The sequence below is a fragment of the Sphingobacterium spiritivorum genome, assembly GCF_016725325.1.
Classification (GTDB): Bacteria; Bacteroidota; Bacteroidia; order Sphingobacteriales; family Sphingobacteriaceae; genus Sphingobacterium.
In genome coordinates, this window is the sequence record NZ_CP068083.1 from 153,003 (window position 1) to 171,133 (window position 18,131).

3 protein-coding genes are annotated in these 18,131 nt (G+C 43.3%); all 3 read right to left on the reverse strand.

The window, feature by feature from the left end; all coding sequences use genetic code 11:
* Positions 1 to 170 precede the first annotated feature (170 nt).
* The 3 genes from I6J02_RS00600 to I6J02_RS00610 are packed head-to-tail and all read right to left on the reverse strand — an operon-like array spanning position 171 to position 17,684.
* Positions 171 to 2,123, reverse strand: coding sequence for an OmpA family protein (locus tag I6J02_RS00600; protein WP_201679923.1), 1,953 nt, complete (start codon positions 2,121 to 2,123; stop codon positions 171 to 173).
* A gap of 13 nt (positions 2,124 to 2,136) precedes the next feature.
* Positions 2,137 to 3,150, reverse strand: a complete 1,014-nt coding sequence (locus I6J02_RS00605; protein ID WP_201679924.1) for a type IX secretion system membrane protein PorP/SprF — start codon at positions 3,148 to 3,150, stop codon at positions 2,137 to 2,139.
* 47 nt (positions 3,151 to 3,197) lie between these two features.
* Positions 3,198 to 17,684 (reverse strand): Ig-like domain-containing protein, encoded by a 14,487-nt coding sequence (locus tag I6J02_RS00610; RefSeq protein ID WP_201679925.1) that lies wholly within the window; start codon positions 17,682 to 17,684, stop codon positions 3,198 to 3,200.
* Positions 17,685 to 18,131: the final 447 nt, after the last annotated feature.

Below are 18,131 nucleotides of genomic sequence, written 5' to 3' on the forward strand. Positions count from 1 at the left end.
AAAGCCGGTGTAAAATTGATCAAATTTAAATTAGCAACTCTTGATCTATGTTAAATTTATTATATTTTTTTGTTTTTTCATTATGACTGTCATTAAGAAAGCATATCAGCTATACCCATAAAAAAAGGGCAGCTCTCCGAAGAGAACTGCCCTTTTTTTGTTTGTTTTTCCTAGTATTTAAGTACTTTCACTTCTGTACGTCGGTTGGCCTGATGCTGTTCTTCTGTACATTTCACGCCATTAGCACATTCATTTACCAGTTTGGACTCCCCATAACCTTTGGAGACAAGGCGTTCCCTGGCAATTCCTTTACTAATGATATATTCTACTGCAGATTTTGCTCTTCGGTCTGATAGTTTCATATTGTAACTGTCTGATCCGCGGCTATCCGTATGACTAGACAGCTCGATCTGAAGAGTCGGATTCTCAATCATGGTATTCACCAGTTGATCCAGCACTTTTGCTGCATCCGGTCTGATATCTGATTTGTTGAAATCATAATATATGTTATCCAGCACAAAAACAATTCCTTCTTTATTTACAGGTTGTAATTTAAAGCTTGCAAACAGGGTGGTATCTTTTGTTGCTCTGATAGCAGGTACAAATAATGAATCTGACATAAACCCATCTTTGGAGACGACTATCTTTTGTGCCAGCTTACTCTGAAGTTCGGTATCGAAAGTCGGACTATTCGCAAAGAAAGTAGACAGTAATTTCCCTTTATCATCAAATATGCGGACCTGAGTCTGCCCCAGCGGATCAGTACTTTCCTTATCAAAGACTTTTCCCTGAAGACGGATTGTTATTTTTGGCTTGGTGTATACAAATGAATAGATATCATCTCCCCCTGCTCCCCCTGTTCGATTAGAGGAAAAATACCCATACTGGCGTTCTTCATCATCTGCAGAAACGACATATGCAAAATCATCGGTTGAAGAGTTCACAGGAGATTTCAGATTCTCTCTGCCTCTGAAATTACTTTTACTACCTACCGCTTTGAACACATCTAGTCCTCCCATGCCGGCATAACCATTACTCGAATAGTATAATGTATCTCCAAATGTGGATGGAAACATCTCATCTCCGGGAGAATTGATTTCATTTCCTGCATTAGCCGGCGTTCCCCATGTACCGTCTGCATTCGCCAGGCTGTACCAGATATCTACCCCTCCTTTTCCTCCCGGCATATCAGAAGCAAAGTACAATACTTTTCCATCTGTGCTCAGACTGGCATGTCCCACAGAATATTTTTCTACATTATTATAGGGAAATGCTTCCGGTATCCATGATTCTCCACTCTTCTTATACAGTATAAGTTCAAGATTATGTTTTTTGAAACGCATACCATCTCTCTTTACTTTCTCAGCACTATTTCCTGCATACGTCCGTGTTACATACAATATATCCTGATCCTGATTGGTAGTCACGGGTCCGACATAATATTTAGCATCGTTATAAACACCATCTGACAATACAGGATACTTTAATGTAATCCCATCTTCATCTCTTCCTGCTGAAAAGATCCTCAGGTAAGCATTTCCTGTCATGTCACTTTTATCAACAGTGGCTACAGACGGTTCTCCGCTATAAAGTACTCCATTACTCAATGGTAAAACCCCAAACTCGGAGAAACTTGTATTTACTTCTTTTTCATTCTTAAGAACATGGGTAGTCGGCTTAGCAGTCCAAAGCAGGGCTGAATCACAACCATCGATCTCTACCTGAATATTTTTTCCATCCGGAAACCGTTGCTTATAATCTACAAATTGCTTTTTTGATTCCGCATATTGTCCATTTATCTTCAGTATCTGAGCATATTTCCAGAATGCATCTTTGTTTTTGCTGTCCAGATCTGTGGCACGCTTCAGCCATTGTTCTGCCAATGTGTATTCGTTGATCTGATAGTAGGAGTCTGCAACAGCATAAACTTCCTTGACGGACAATTCTTTCTTCTCTTCAATCCTGTTATAGATCTGAGCGGATTTTGCATAATCTCCTGAAAGATAGAACTGATAGGCTCTGTCTCTCAGTGACGGCTGTTCTTGCGCCTGCACCTGCTCTCCGTTTATCAGTAGAGCACCTAATGCTGCTGTAACTATTAATTTTCCAAACGCTTTCATCATAATATCATTTAGCTTAGAAGAACCTAGGATTCAAGTATTGTGTAGCTCCACGGCGTCCGAATGTAATACCAAGCGTAATCTCATGTGAGCCATTCTGTACTCCGCTCAATTTGTTGATCATGGCATCATAAGAATATCCGATACGAAGTCTGTCTGTGGCATAAAACTGCGCTATACCTGTAATGGCATTCATCGAACTCAACTTATCAACCGATCTGTCCTGATACTGTCTGTTAAATAAACGGGCTCGTGTACGGTATCCTGCTCCTATCCAAAATTTGCCATTAAATACAAACATGGCATTGACATCCAGAGAAGTCGGTCCTTTAAAATCTTCTTTAAGCAAAATACTTGGTCTCAAATGCACTCCTCTGCTCAACTCTAATAAAGCTCCCGCAATAAAATATCCACTTATAGTACGATACAGGCTTTCAGAAGTATTCTGGTTAAATCTGTAATCTGTACCTGAATTCGTCCCATTAAAAAGATCCTGTACAGATAAGCCTGCATACCATTTCGGATTATAATAATAAACACCTAAACGGATATCCGGTACCCAGTCTGAAATTTTGCCATCCGGGATAATGGGATCATTAGGATCGTTTGCATCCAGTTTATTTCCATCAAGGCTATATTGTGTTACACCCCCTGCCACTCCAAGACTCAGTCTTTGTGTATCCTCATCATCCAACTGGAGACGAAACGCATAATTGGCATACGCAGATGTAGCGGCCTGCGCGCCTAGTTTATCAGCAGTAACATTGAATCCGACACCGTGACGTTTTGAATAAGGATCCAGAACTCCGTCTATAGAAACGGTTCCCGTCTTAGGCGCTCCGCTCCAACCAGTCCACTGACTACGAAGACCTACCTGAGCAAACCACTCCTCCTTATAACCTGCATAGGCAGGATTGACACTCATCGAATTGAACATGTACTGCGTAAACTGGATACTCTGCTGGGCACTGACCTTGGTCAGCCCCAGCAATCCTGCTACTATTATCACTGCATATTTTCCGTATTTCATGTTGTTATTATTTTTAGTAAATAATACAATTTAGTCTATTACTGATTCTAGTTTCTCTTAATTAATACGTCTCCTTTAACTACTTCTTTAACACCATTCTTGGTCGTCTCAATGATGTAGAAATATGTTCCTGCATTCAGATTAAGACCTTCCCAATTGTTGTCATAGTTTGCATTGCGATAAACCTCATTACCCCATCTGTTGATGATGGTCAGACTCACGCGATCGTAGGTTTCTATACCTTTCAAGACAAACTTATCATTGATATTATCTCCATTCGGTGTAATGACATTTGGCACGATCAACGGATTTGACAATACATTGATTTTAACCACTGCCGCATTACTCCATCTTCCTTTCACATCTTTCACACGGTAACTAAACTGATCCACACCTACAAATACTTTATTTGGCAGATAAGTGACAGTTCCGTCTATATTCACTGATGTCGTGCCTTCTGCTGCATTTGTGACGATTTCGACAGTAGCCGGATCAATTGCCCATTTGGTCACCTGATCGTTAGCCAGTACTTCTATCTTCACTTCGTTTGCAGCTTTTGTTTCAGCCTCATCATCTACCGCCAGTATAGTCTGGAAGTCTACAGGTATAGGATCTGTGTCATCCTTATCGTCCTCCGGATCTGTATCCGGATTTTTGCCCGGAGCCCATACGGTGATACCATTTGTGATGGTTGCAGCTGCGTCATCAGATACTGTCGCTGCAACTTTTACCAGGATCTTACCTCCTACCGGTATTGCTGCTGTCGTCGTTACCGAAGCACTGTTGCTCGTTCCGCTGACAGTTGCTGTTCCGCTGATAATACTGTAACCTGTAACAGTAACTCCTGTTCCCGGACGCTCTCTCAGACTGATTACTTTACCAGTCTCCATTACAGAAGGACCATCATTTGTGATCGTAAGGGTAAAGCTTGTTGCTTCACCTGCTTTCACTCTTGCTTCATCTGCTACCTTCGTAATCGAAAGTTTAGTTTCACGATCTACAGGAATCGGATCTGTATCATCTTTATCATCTTCCGGATCCGTTCCAGGATCTTTATCAGGACCCCAAACGGTGATTCCGTTGGTGATAGTTGCCGGAGCATCTGCAGCTACATTTGCGGTTACTTTGACCACTATTGTAGCACCTACCGCAATATTTGCAGTTGTTGTCAGTTTTGCTGTATTAGCAGTACCTGCTACTGTTGCAGCACCACTGGCCACACTGTAACCGGTGATGGTTACTCCTGCTCCCGGACGCTCAATCAGACTGATCACTTTTCCTGTGCCGATAATTGCCGGACCATTATTTGTGATGGTAAGTGTGAAGCTTGTACTTGTACCTGCTTTCACTCTTGCCTGATCAGCAACTTTAGTGATACTCAATTTGTATTCACGGTCTACAGGAATCGGATCCGTATCATCTTTATCATCCTCCGGATCTGTACCCGGATCCTTGTCAGGTCCCCATACGGTGATGCCGTTTGTAACAGTCTCCGGAGCATCTGCTGCAATATCCGCAGTTACTTTTACGACAATTGTTCCTCCTACTGCTATCGTTCCGTTTGCAGTTACTTTAGCCGTATTACCTGTTCCGGTCACTGTTGCATTACCGCTGGCCACTGTGTAACCTGTAATAGTTACTCCTGCGCCCGGACGTTCTGTCAGACTGATCACTTTACCGGCTGCTAAGGTCTCAGGACCATCATTTGTCAGCGTGATTGTAAAGCTGGTGCTCGTACCCGCTTTCACTCTTGCCTGATCGGCAACTTTAGATACACTGATATGATTTGCAATTACGAATGTTGCTTTTGCAGGGCTGTTCGCGATAGAACGGTTCGCCACCTGCGCATCTACAGTGACGGTTCCGGCTTTAGTAGACGTCACCTGAACAACGGATTTGCCATTCGCATCTGTAATAATACTTCGTGTTGCCGTAGTACCATCAGGATTTGTGATACTGAATACTACTGTTGTATTGGCTATCGGATTGACGAATGCATCCACGATAGTCGCTGTGAATTCGTTGTAATCCGTACCATTTGCAATAGCTCCATCTTTGGTTACTGCCAGATTAGATTTACTGTAATCTACCGGACCGGCTACGAATTGAGCAGTTGCCGGGCTATTCGCAATAGAACGGTTAGCTACCTGAGCATCCACTGTTACTGTTCCTGTTTTGGTAGATGTTACCTGTACAATTGATTTACCGTTAGCATCTGTAGTAATATTCTGTGTTGCCGTAGTACCATCAGGATTTGTGATACCAAATACGACAGTTGTACTTGCAATTGGGTTATTAAATGCATCCACGATCGTTGCTGTGAACTCATTGTAATCTGTACCATTTGCAATAGCACCGTCTTTGGTTACTGCCAGATTAGATTTGTCATAGTCTACCGGACCAGCTACGAATGTTGCTTTGGCAGGACTGTTTGCAATTGAACGGCTCGCTACCTGTGCATCTACCGTTACGGTTCCTGCTTTAGTAGAAGTCACCTGAACAACTGACTTGCCATTTGCATCTGTAGTGATACTCTGTGTTGCCGTAGTACCATCAGGATTTGTGATACTGAATACGACCGTTGTATTGGCTATCGGATTGACGAATGCATCCACGATAGTCGCTGTGAATTCGTTGTAATCTGTACCATTTGCAATAGCTCCGTCTTTGGTTACCGCCAGATTAGATTTGTCATAGTCTACCGGACCAGCAACGAACGTAACCGTCTGCGGACTTCCGCTGATTGCGGTGCCGGCTACACCTGCACTGACAGTTACAGCACCAATCTTCGTACTCGTCAATTCCAGCACAGATTTGCCGTTAGCAGCTGTTACTATATTCATAGTTTTCGCCTGACCGTCCACCAGATCGGTGTATCCGAAGTCTACTGTAGCTCCTGCAATCGGATTATCGAATGCATCTACGATCGTAGCTTCCAGAATATTCTTATCTACGCCATTGGCTGTAGCGCCGTCTTTAATAATAACTAATTTCGATTTACCATAGTCTACCGGACCGGCTACAAATTGAGCATTAGCCGGACTGTTGGCAATTGAACGGTTTGCTACCTGTGCATCTACCGTTACGGTTCCTGCTTTAGTAGATGTCACCTGTACAACGGATTTACCATTTGCATCTGTAGTGATACTCTGTGTCGCCGTAGTACCATCAGGATTTGTGATGCTGAATACGACTGTTGTACTTGCAATTGGGTTATTAAATGCATCCACGATCGTTGCTGTGAATTCATTGTAATCTGTACCATTTGCGATGGCTCCATCTTTGGTGACCGCCAGATTAGATTTGTCATAATCTACCGGACCAGCTACGAAGGTAACCGTCTGCGGACTGCCACTGATTGCTGTGCCGGCTACACCTGCACTGACAGTCACAGCGCCAATCTTTGTACTGGTCAGTTCCAGAACGGATTTGCCGTTAGCAGCTGTTACTATATTTGCAGTCTTCGCTAAACCATCTGTCAGATCTGTATATCCGAAGTCTACTGTAGCTCCTGCAATCGGGTTATCAAATGCATCTACGATCGTAGCTTCCAGGATATTCTTATCTACACCATTGGCTGTAGCGCCATCTTTAATAATAACTAATTTCGATTTACCATAATCTACAGGTCCTGCTACGAAGGTAACGGTCTGCGGACTGCCGCTGATCGCCGTGCCGGCTACACCTGCACTGACAGTCACAGCGCCAATCTTCGTACTGGTCAGTTCCAGAACAGATTTACCTGAAGCATCTGTCACTATATTCACCGTCTTCGCTAAACCGTCTGTCAGATCTGTATATCCAAAGTCTACTGTAGCTCCTGCAATCGGGTTATCAAATGCATCTACGATAGTAGCTTCCAGGATATTCTTATCTACACCATTGGCTGTAGCGCCGTCTTTAATAATAACCAGTTTAGATTTACCATAATCTACAGGTCCGGCTACGAAGGTAACTGTCTGCGGGCTGCCACTGATTGCGGTACCGGCTACACCTGCACTCACATCGATAGCACCGATCTTCGTACTGGTCAGTTCCAGAACGGATTTGCCGTTAGCAGCTGTCACGACATTGACTGTCTTCGCTAAACCATCTGTCAGATCTGTATATCCGAAGTCTACTGTAGCTCCTGCAATCGGGTTATCAAATGCATCTACGATCGTAGCTTCCAGAATATTCTTATCTACCCCATTCGCAATTGCACCGTCTTTGATAATTACTAATTTCGATTTACCATAATCTACAGGTCCGGCTACGAAGGTAACGGTCTGCGGACTACCACTGATTGCGGTACCGGCCACTAAAGCACTTACATCAATAGCACCGATCTTCGTACTGGTCAGTTCCAGTACAGATTTGCCGTTAGCAGCTGTTACTATATTAACCGCTTTCACCTGACCGTCTACCAGATCTGTATATCCAAAGTCTACTGTAGCTCCTGCAATCGGGTTATCGAATGCATCTACGATAGTAGCTTCCAGAATATTCTTATCCACACCATTGGCTGTAGCGCCGTCTTTGATGATAACCAGTTTAGATTTACCATAATCTACAGGCCCTGCTACGAAGGTAACAGTCTGCGGACTTCCACTAATCGCTGTACCGGATACTTCTGCACTGACAGTCACAGCCCCGATCTTCGTACTGGTCAGTTCCAGTACAGATTTGCCTGAAGCATCTGTTACTATATTAACCGCTTTCACCTGACCGTCTACCAGATCTGTATATCCAAAGTCTACTGTAGCTCCTGCAATCGGGTTATCGAATGCATCTACGATAGTAGCTTCCAGAATATTCTTATCCACACCATTGGCAGTAGCTCCGTCTTTGATGATAACCAGTTTAGATTTACCATAATCTACAGGCCCTGCTACGAAGGTAACAGTCTGCGGACTTCCACTAATCGCTGTACCGGATACTTCTGCACTGACAGTCACAGCCCCGATTTTCGTACTGGTCAGTTCTAAAACTGATTTACCGTCAGCACCTGTCACGACATTGACTGTCTTCGCTAAACCGTCGACCAGATCAGTGTAACCAAACACTACGGCTGCACCTGCAATCGGATTATCAAATGCATCCACGATCGTAGCTTCCAGGATATTCTTATCTACGCCATTGGCTATAGCTCCGTCTTTAGTAATAACCAGTTTAGATTTACCATAATCTACAGGTCCGGCTACGAAGGTAACGGTCTGCGGACTTCCGCTGATCGCTGTGCCGGCTACACCTGCACTCACATCGATAGCACCGATTTTCGTGCTGGTCAGTTCCAGTACAGATTTGCCCAACGCATCTGTTACTATATTGACTGACTTCACCAGACCATCTGTCAGATCTGTATATCCGAAGTTTACTGTAGCTCCTGCAATCGGGTTATCAAATGCATCCACGATCGTAGCTTCCAGAATATTCTTATCTACCCCATTCGCAATCGCACCGTCTTTGATAATTACTAATTTCGATTTACCATAATCTACAGGTCCGGCTACGAAGGTTACCGTCTGCGGACTACCACTGATCGCGGTCCCTGCAACAGTCGCTGCAACAGCTATATCACCAATCTTCGTACTGGTAATATCCAGTAATGCGATACCTGATGCATCTGTATTCAGTTGAGTAGTTACTAAACTGCCTGTTACCAGACTTGTGTAACTAAAGTCTACTGCTGTAGCCGCGATCGGGTTATCAAATTCATCCACTATAGTTGCACGAAGTGTATTTACATCTGTGCCGTTTGCTATAGCGTTGTTTTTAACTATTTCTAATTTTGATTTTGTATAATCTACTTGCTGCGGAGCTACGACAAGAGCTGCCACAGGAGATATAATATCACAACCTTTTGTGCTGCTAATCAAGGCACGGAACTCATAGCGTGTACCGGCTGCTACCAAAGGAACTGTTCTCACTAATGTAGAAGTCGCCTGACCTGCTATAGCAGTCCATGTTCCTCCGATTAGCTCCTGCCACTGGAATGTTGCTGTCGCATCATCTACAGTCAATTCAAATGTTGCTGTTTTACCAGGAGACAGACTGATTTCATTACCCGAACGAACCTGTCCGTTGATGTTAAGTGTCTGCACTACCGGAAGCGGATTGATCAGGACTTCAATTTCTTGTCTTGGCCCTATCTCACAACCTTGTCTTACAGCCTGTATAAAATACTTATGTACGCCTGCGGTTGTCGTTGCAGGAATTGTAAAGTTCAGCTGATCTGAAGTTACCAGCAGATTACCATTTTCATCATACACAGCATAGACCGTACAATCATCCTGTTTCTTAATCGTCAGGTTATCTCCCTGACAGATTTCCAATGTAGTACCAGGTGTATTTCCGTAATCTATAGTAGGTATGATACTGACATCATAAACCTTGATCTGATTGCCCAGATTCACATTTACAACATCACCGTAAGAAATCTGCACGCGATCAAATGGCTGATCGAATGGTGTCATCATCAGTTTCTTCTTATTCGCAGAGAAACTCAATAATTTCAGTTTCAAGATATCAGCACTGTTATCCAATGTAGGACCTACTTTCGCTGTACCTAAATAACGTTGGATCTCAAAACCTGAAAGCAGGCTCAGATTAAGAAGTGCATTGCCCGAATCTTCAATAATAATTCGCAATGAATCCGTAGGCATAGTCTGCGACTTGAATACAGGTGTCAGACTCGCTACATTCAATACCGCAGCACCTCTGTTGATTTGCGCAGCAGTATTCAGATCATTATCCACAGCTAACCATGGGTCTATCACACTTGCTGTTGCACTTGCTACTCCCAGACCTATATCCTGCACGCCATAAAGCATGTCTAAAATATTACTGTTTGTCTGGTTATCAATCGGTGCACAATCTACAGCACCGGTTTTTGTATAATATGCATGATATACTTTTGCATTCTGAGCCAGACTCAGCAATGCTCCCTGCACAATACGTACGCCTTTGTACGCTTTCGGCCCTGATCCACTTGCAGGTACAAATGTGTACTCTACAACATTGTCTGCAACAAGAAGATCCAGAAGTCCTCCCTGTACGGATTTAAGTGTTCCGATATCATTACCATTTGCATCCAGTCCGACAACAGACAGACCGCTTGCAACAGATAGTAAGCTGTACTCTTTACCTAATTTAATAGTAACAGGAGTACCTGCAGGTACGACCTGATCAAAGTTTACATTTTGCCATGTTGTACCGATTCCTAACAATCCTAATCCGGTAGTTATGGTTGAATATGTTTTAGGATTACCATCTACTGCATTAGCACCATCGCTCACTCCTCCAGTAATAATACTTCCGGAAGACTGTGTATTTGCATACACACGTACCAATTGCGGAGGACAGCTGTTTGCATCATACACCTGTATAAGAACAGATTGCGATGAGGTACATCCTGTTGCATCATTCTGTGCTACTACTGTGTATGTGTATACACCCGGAGCAGCGAATGATGGTGTCAGGTTGGTTGTTTCCACACCCGCCTGATCATACCATTTTACAGTCACTCCTGTAGCTGGTGAAGTGGTAACCGTCGGAAGGGTTACCGCTACATTGACTGCAGTTGTGATTCTGGTTTCTCCGGTTAACGTAATTACCGGAAGTGGGTTTATTACTATTGTCACAGCAGCAGATTCCAGACTTTCACATCCGGTCAGCTGATCTGTTACTTTAACGGTATATACTCCACCGGTAGAGACAAAGATTTTCTGTCCTGTTACCGGAACCGTGGTTCCGTTGTTATTTTCTGTAAGTAATAGGCCGTCTTTGTACCACTGATTACCTGCAGTTGCACTTGAGGTCAATTCAATAATTGATCCTTCACATGTTGGCGCAGTTGGCGCAGTGATCACCGGTTGTGCCGGTCTTGGTGTAACAATCACCTCTACTGCTGCGGATACATCACTGCTACATCCTGTAGCATTCACATCATTGAATGCTTTTACAGTATATAATCCGGCTTCATTAACAGTTAATGTATTCGTATTGGTATTTGAGAATACCACCCCGTTTTTATACCATTGATATGAAGATGCTCCTGCAGAAGTCGCTGTCAACACAGTCGAACCTGTACCTTCACATATTGTGGCAGAGCCTGTAATACTGATGGTAGGTATAGGTGGCAGATTTAACACCGAAATCTCAATTTCTTTTGCCGGTGTATTGAAACAGAATCCATCTCCTGACAAGACCACATAATAAGTAGTTGTCACAGCAGGACTTAATCTCTGAACCGGTCCGACAAGTGGCGTTCCTGTCAATGCAGGATTGGTGTACCACAGATACACTGCATTTGGAATATTCAACGCTGTTGATGCCGTTATTTCCACTTCATCACCCACACATATGGTTCCTGATGTCGGAGCCAGCGTGATATCAGCAGCAACTACCGGTGTACAGTTTGTCTGTAGTTCAGACAGTGCCTGCTTGGTTTTATTTGGTTGTCCGGAAATTTCACTTGCAAAGCTCACGACCGAAGTATTTGTGATCTTATCTACTCCCGGAGGAATGGCACCTACCAACACTTTATAGCTAAAGGTCAGTGTTTGATCTACTGCTAATGAAGGAATCACAAAAGTTGCTTCATTTCCAGCTACTGTACCTCCACCGGTTATTGTTCCGGCTTCATATGTAGTATGCGTAGGAATAGGCGCTGTAATCGTCACATTTGTGAGCGCTGCATTTCCTGTATTTTTGACCGTTAATGTATAAGTAATTACGTCGCCTTCGACAGCTTTACTTGTACTGGTCGTGTTATTACTCAAGCCCAGCAATGCAAAATCAACATCATGTGCAGGAGTCACCGCAATCACGGTTCCTGTCTGCGTGATGTCCGGACCTCCGGTCAACGGATCACTGTTATTGATTGGTGGATGTGATTGTACACCCGGGTCAGCAGAGTTGAGTTTTGCTAACGCAATATTGTTAATCTGTGTAATGTTAGTCAGATCTTTAATGACAGTAGCTATAAAGGATACAGACCGTACCTGCCCTACCGGAATATCCAATGGGGCGAAGTTGACAGTACCACCTGTAAGCGTACCCCCGTTTTTATGTGTCAATCCTGCAGGCAATACATCACTAACCAGTACACCTGTGGCATTCTGGTTTCCGTCATTGCGTACATAGATTGTATACTGTACATCTTCACCACCTTTTACACTGGTGATCGTTGCATCATTATTTACTTTATACGCTTTCCATGATACAAGGTTGTTCACAGGAGTTACATCCAGAGAAGTTCCAGGTCCGGCATCCGTATTAGGCTCCGTAGGATTAGCGTTATTTACCGGAGGGAAACTCTCTGCCGGCACATTATTTTCATTACTTTTTACTGTAGCGATATTGGTTATTTTAGTGATACCGCTCAGGTTTTGATTTACAGATACAGTAAATGTCAACGGCCCGTTGGTCGCTCCTACTGCTAATGTAGGAATCACAAACGAAACGGTACCGCTTGCCTGTGAACCTCCCGATACATAAGTGACTCCGGCAGGCAATACATCACTGATCTGAACATTATTCAGTACCTGATTACCGTTATTTCGGACATAGATAGCATACTCTACCTGCTCTCTGCCTTTGACTGCCGTGATACTTGCATCTGTATTGACTTTGTATGCTTTCCATGATACAGCAGATGCTATTGGTGTAACAGGTATTTTTGTTCCTGTTCCGGATGTTTCATCCGGCTCATTAGGATTACCAACTGCAGGCGGGAATGTCTCTTTCCCCGGATCAGCAGCATCTTTCTTCACTAATGCTACGTTAGTAATGTTTGCTACACCTGTCAGATCTGGATTTACGGTTACTTTGAAATTCAGCGTAGCAGTAGCGCCTGCAGCAATATCTACATTGCTGAATGTCACTACTCCTGAAGATAATGAACCTCCGGAAGCATCAGCAGACCCTGCAACGTAAACGGTATTTGCAGGGATAGCATCCGTAACGATATAATCATTGAGCGCTACATTTCCTGTATTGCGGACATGGATAGTATATTCCACTTCCTCTCCGCCTTTTACAGTTGTAATAGCCGGATCATTACTGACTTTAAATGATTTCCAAGTTTTGAACATTGGAGTATTACAGTCCTTTTCTACTGCGTATACTCTTAGAGCTGGCAGTGCACTTACGTTCAATACTCCTCTCAGACCGACACTAATCCTGTCGTAAGCTACTCCAGGTGCAAAAGGAATAACCCCTTTAGCTCCGTTATTTAAAATACCCAGTACATTTAGTCCGTTGATAAGTTGACTCTGTACATCTAATGTCGCAACCGGAGTTACCCCATTGTAAGCGATAATTTCTATACCTCCTATAAGATTTGCATCTAATGCACCGCTTCCATATTGTAAAGTCAGATTAATGACTTCACTTGGTAAGGCCAGCTTACGGAAATCAAAGTATTGTTTCACAGAAGTTCCTACAGCAACATTGCCCAGACTTACTTCTGAATAATCGGTTGTATTGATATTGATTGCATGGTCAGGATTTGTCACACCGGATCCGGCCAGACCAAGAGCTGTCAATGCCAGCCCTCTTGCATCATAGGATGTGGTAAACACAGGCTGACAATCTGTTAATGGATTATCGACACATGCACCATATACATTCATTGAATTCGGTTGTGCCAACAGACCTAATGCCGAGTTGGTATGATCCGTGATACGGATAGCATCGTATTGTGCAGATGGTGTGACAGCGATATAGTAGCGACCTAATTTATCCTGTACAATCCGAATTCTGTCGTTGTTATTATTGAAATTATTATTACTTCCTCCCTGAAGTATTACCGACCCAGCGTCTTTCACCTGTACAGAGAAATAGTGGTTTCCTAATACCAGATTATTCACCACACTGGCCAATGTGCCGCCGATACTTCCGCCCAGTAAATTATTCAGTAAAGCCTGATCAAAATCAATGCGTATATACGCTGTCTTGTTGGCTGCAATTTTTTGACCGAAACCTAATTCGACAAAACCTTCATATTTATTGCCCAGACCTAACAACAGACCTGCACCAGATTTCAATGTAGCATAACTGTCAAAATCGTTATCAAATAAATTATTGATGTCATCTGCATTGCCGGCATCGATTACAGAAGAGATACATACCGGATTTTCAAATGGTGAAGGAGTAGTCGTTGTCGGACATCCCTGACCGATACGTTTTACTTCATAAAGGCGTACAGAAGGTGTCAACGCTACATTGAGAGTAGATCCCACGATGATATCTACCCTGTCGTAAGGTAGTGTCGTTCTGTATGTAAGTGTCTGTATACCGCCTGAACGGAAGAGATTTAACAGGTTCAGGTTATTGATAAGTCCCTGTTGCAATGTAAATGTCTCTGCAACGGTACTGCCGTTATATGTACGGATCTGATATCTGCCCAGTAAATCTACGGATGCCAGACTTGAAGGATCTAGCTGCAAACGAACTTTTAACGTATCACCTGCAGTAGATAATTTATTGAAATATATACGCTGTGCTACCTGTGCAGCTACAGCAGCCGTCCCGGTTGAGATTTCAGAATAATCAGATGAACTTGGACTAATCGCATGGTCTGCATTGTTGACTCCGGCACCATTCAGCAATCCTAAGGAAAGTCCGGACTGGTCAAAGGATGTGAATTGAGCAGGAAGGCAGTTATTTACACCGATTTCATGACATGCTTCAAAGATTTTCATCGAAGCGACATTTTGTGTCAATCCGGCTAATGCAGGGAAATGTTCCGTAATTCGGATATTTTTGTAAGCTGCATTTGGTGTAATGGCGATGTAGTAACGACCGGCATTATCCTGTACAATGCGGAGATCTCCACCGTTTACATCTGTGAATCCCGCCTGACTGGAACCTGTGAGTACTGTTGTACCTCCGGTTTGAGCTGTTTTGGCATCCACTGAAAAATAGTGCTGTCCAAGCAGCAGTCCACCTACATTGTTGACAAGTGTTCCTAATGTCCCACTCAGTAAACGACCCAGCAGATCACCATCCATATCTATACGGACATATGTCGTCTTATTTGCAGGAAGAGCTGTAGGGAATTCATATTCAAGGAAACCGTTGTAGGCTCCTATTCCCAGCAACTGTCCGTTACTTGCAGTCAGTGTTGCAAATGATTCGTTATTTCCATCAGCAGCAAGATTCGGATAATCAGCATGTTCCCACGCTACCACAGCAGCATCACAAGCCGGAGTTTCAAAAGGTGTAGCCGTTGCAGCAGGCAATGTAAAGTCTGGATCCGGACAGGCAGAACCCGGAGGGCCAAATCGTTTTACATCATAGACTTCCAATGAAGACTGGAATGCGCTTACATTCACCACACTGTTGACACGGATTTCCACCCGGTCAAACGCTTTACCAGGTGCAAAGGTTAACGTCCCCGGCTGACCGCCACCCAGAATTCCCAATACATTTGTTCCGTTCAGCAATCCGCCTCCTAATGACCTGCGGTATACTTCCGTACTGCCATTGTAAGCGATAACCTCATAAGCTCCTAACAGATCAACATTCAAAGTCTGACTAGCCTTGATCGCCAGTTTAATCTTGAATACCGAGTTAGGATCACTTAATGAATTGAAATTAATATACTGAGACATAGAACCTGCTACCGCAAGTGCCCCAAGGTTAATTTTTGAAGAAGTATTGACATTATCATCGATAGCATATTCAGGAGCTAAAACTCCGGTATTTCCGATTTGCAACAATCCCAAAGTAATACCTGTTCCTTCGTAAGAAGTAGAAAATGCAGGGTCACAAATTGCGGAACTGTTATCATAGCATACGCTGTATACATTCAGATATTTGTTAGGAGCAAGAACACCTAATGCTGACGCAGTATGATCAATTAATTTAATATTGGTGTAAGGTACGTCAGATTTTATAGCGATATAATATCTTCCGGCCTTGTCTTGTACGATTCGTATTTTTCCGGCAGCAGCACTGAAACTATTGGCACTGGAAGCGGATAGCAACGGAGCTCCGCCACCATTGTTGATTTGTACTTCAAAATAATGATTACCTAAGACCAGCCCGTTTACCAATCCACCGACCAGCTCTCCGATACTGCCTGCAAGTAAAGATTTCAACACATCCTGATCATAGTCTATACGGACATAAGCCGTTTTACCCACCGGTACCGCAGAAGGAAAACTTACTTCCAGCTGCCCCTGTCTGCTCCCCAATCCGACCAGAATACCAGCATCAGAGCGAATAGTTGCATAGCTGTCAAAATTAGCGTCCACTGCATTTTGTGCATCATCCACATTTGACATCGACACGATAGTCGAGTTAGCACATACAGGCTGGAAAAGAGGACTTGCAGTCGGAGGAGGCTCCGGACATGCAGCACTTGTACGGGATACCCCATACAATCTGACTCCGGATCCGGTGGTCAGATTCACCGTTGAGAACAGCACCAGTTCTACCCTGTCATATTGCGCTGCAATATCAAAAGGGACCGTTACAATTCCGCCACTGTTCAGCAGACCCAGTACATCGAGGCCCCCGATCAAACCGCTTCCGATTACTTGCTCAAATACCTGCGTATTTCCGTTGTATGCACGTACTCCATATGCACCTATCAGATTCACATTCAGTGCTGTAGGATTTATCTGCATACGTACTTTCAGTTTGGAATTAGGCTCAGATAGTGTTGGAAAATAAATAGACTGAGAAGCTGATCCCCCTACCGCTAATGTTCCCAGACTGATTTCGGAGTAGTTAGAAGTATTTGCATCGATTGCATATGTTGGATTTTTTACTGTATTCGCTAACTGAACACTTATTCCTGTTACCTTCCCCTCATCTGTGTAGGTTGCAGGATCACAGGCTGTAGCCGAAGGTACCGCAAACGCATCATACACATTCAGCGTAAGTGAAGCGCCCAACGAAAGACCTAAAAGTGCACTCTGACTTCTTAATTTGATGCGAACCGAATTGTATGATTGAGAAGATTTTACAGCTATGTAAATATTTCCGGCGGCATCCTGTACTATTGATGAAACCACAGAAGCACTATTGATCATAGTGCCGTCACTGGAACTTGACGCTCCGCTATATACCTCAGGAATAATTACGTTTTGCTGCAGAAGACCGAGAAGTCCTCCAAGTCCTGTTACCAGATCCAGATTGAGCCCTCCCCCCGGTGTCGGTTTATCTATTTTGACATAGGTGGTTGTACCTGCTGTCAAGGCTGAAGGAAATTTCATCTGCAGCCAGGCTTCTCCTGAAACATCAATAATAGCAACAGATAAATTCGATGCTGTCAAGACAGCATGAGTACCTGGGTTTCCGTCAGCTGCCAATCCCGGACCTGTTACACTAGCCGCACCGGAAGTCGTTGGTATGTACCCCCCACTTATAGCACCTAACAGAATTGTTGCCTGATTTTTCCCGGAAGAGGGAGCCACAGTAGCATATTGCCGGGTCTGTGCATGTCCCGTACCGGGGACGTTCATCAGAATCAAAGCCAATAGAATACACAGGTGCCAAATCCTCTTTGGCAAGGCTAAAGAATTAGTTTGCGGTTTCATAAGCAATTTCCTTTTCATTTAAAACAGCAGTCGAAAGCTGTAAACTCTTAGGTAATAAATGTTTTAAATAGATATCAGCAATTAAACAAAATTTGAAACTATTCAACTAGAAAAAGTGACTAATATCATTTTTTGTTCCTCACAAAGTTATCTAATAAAATAATTAAACTTAAATATTTTTTAAAAAATAATATTTTACCTTTTAGTTACTTAAAAATAACATCTAGAATACATGTGGTTAATTTAACTTTTTGGATAATACTTTTTGATTAGTAAAATACATACTAAGCCCGAGAGGCACAAAACACTTGCTTTTCAAGTTGCAGGTACAACTAAGTTTATCAAAATCTAACGCTCAAAATCACAGAAGCATTTTTTAGACTTATTACACAATTTGTCTGTTTATCTCCTTCGGCCAAACAGGCCGTAAAAGCAAGGTTATTCCTC

Coding starts and splice junctions, on each gene's coding strand:
- I6J02_RS00600 (WP_201679923.1), bottom strand. CDS start 2,123: ATGATGAAAGCGTTTGGAAAATTAATAGTTACAGCAGCATTAGGTGCT.
- I6J02_RS00605 (WP_201679924.1), bottom strand. CDS start 3,150: ATGAAATACGGAAAATATGCAGTGATAATAGTAGCAGGATTGCTGGGG.
- I6J02_RS00610 (WP_201679925.1), bottom strand. CDS start 17,684: ATGAAACCGCAAACTAATTCTTTAGCCTTGCCAAAGAGGATTTGGCAC.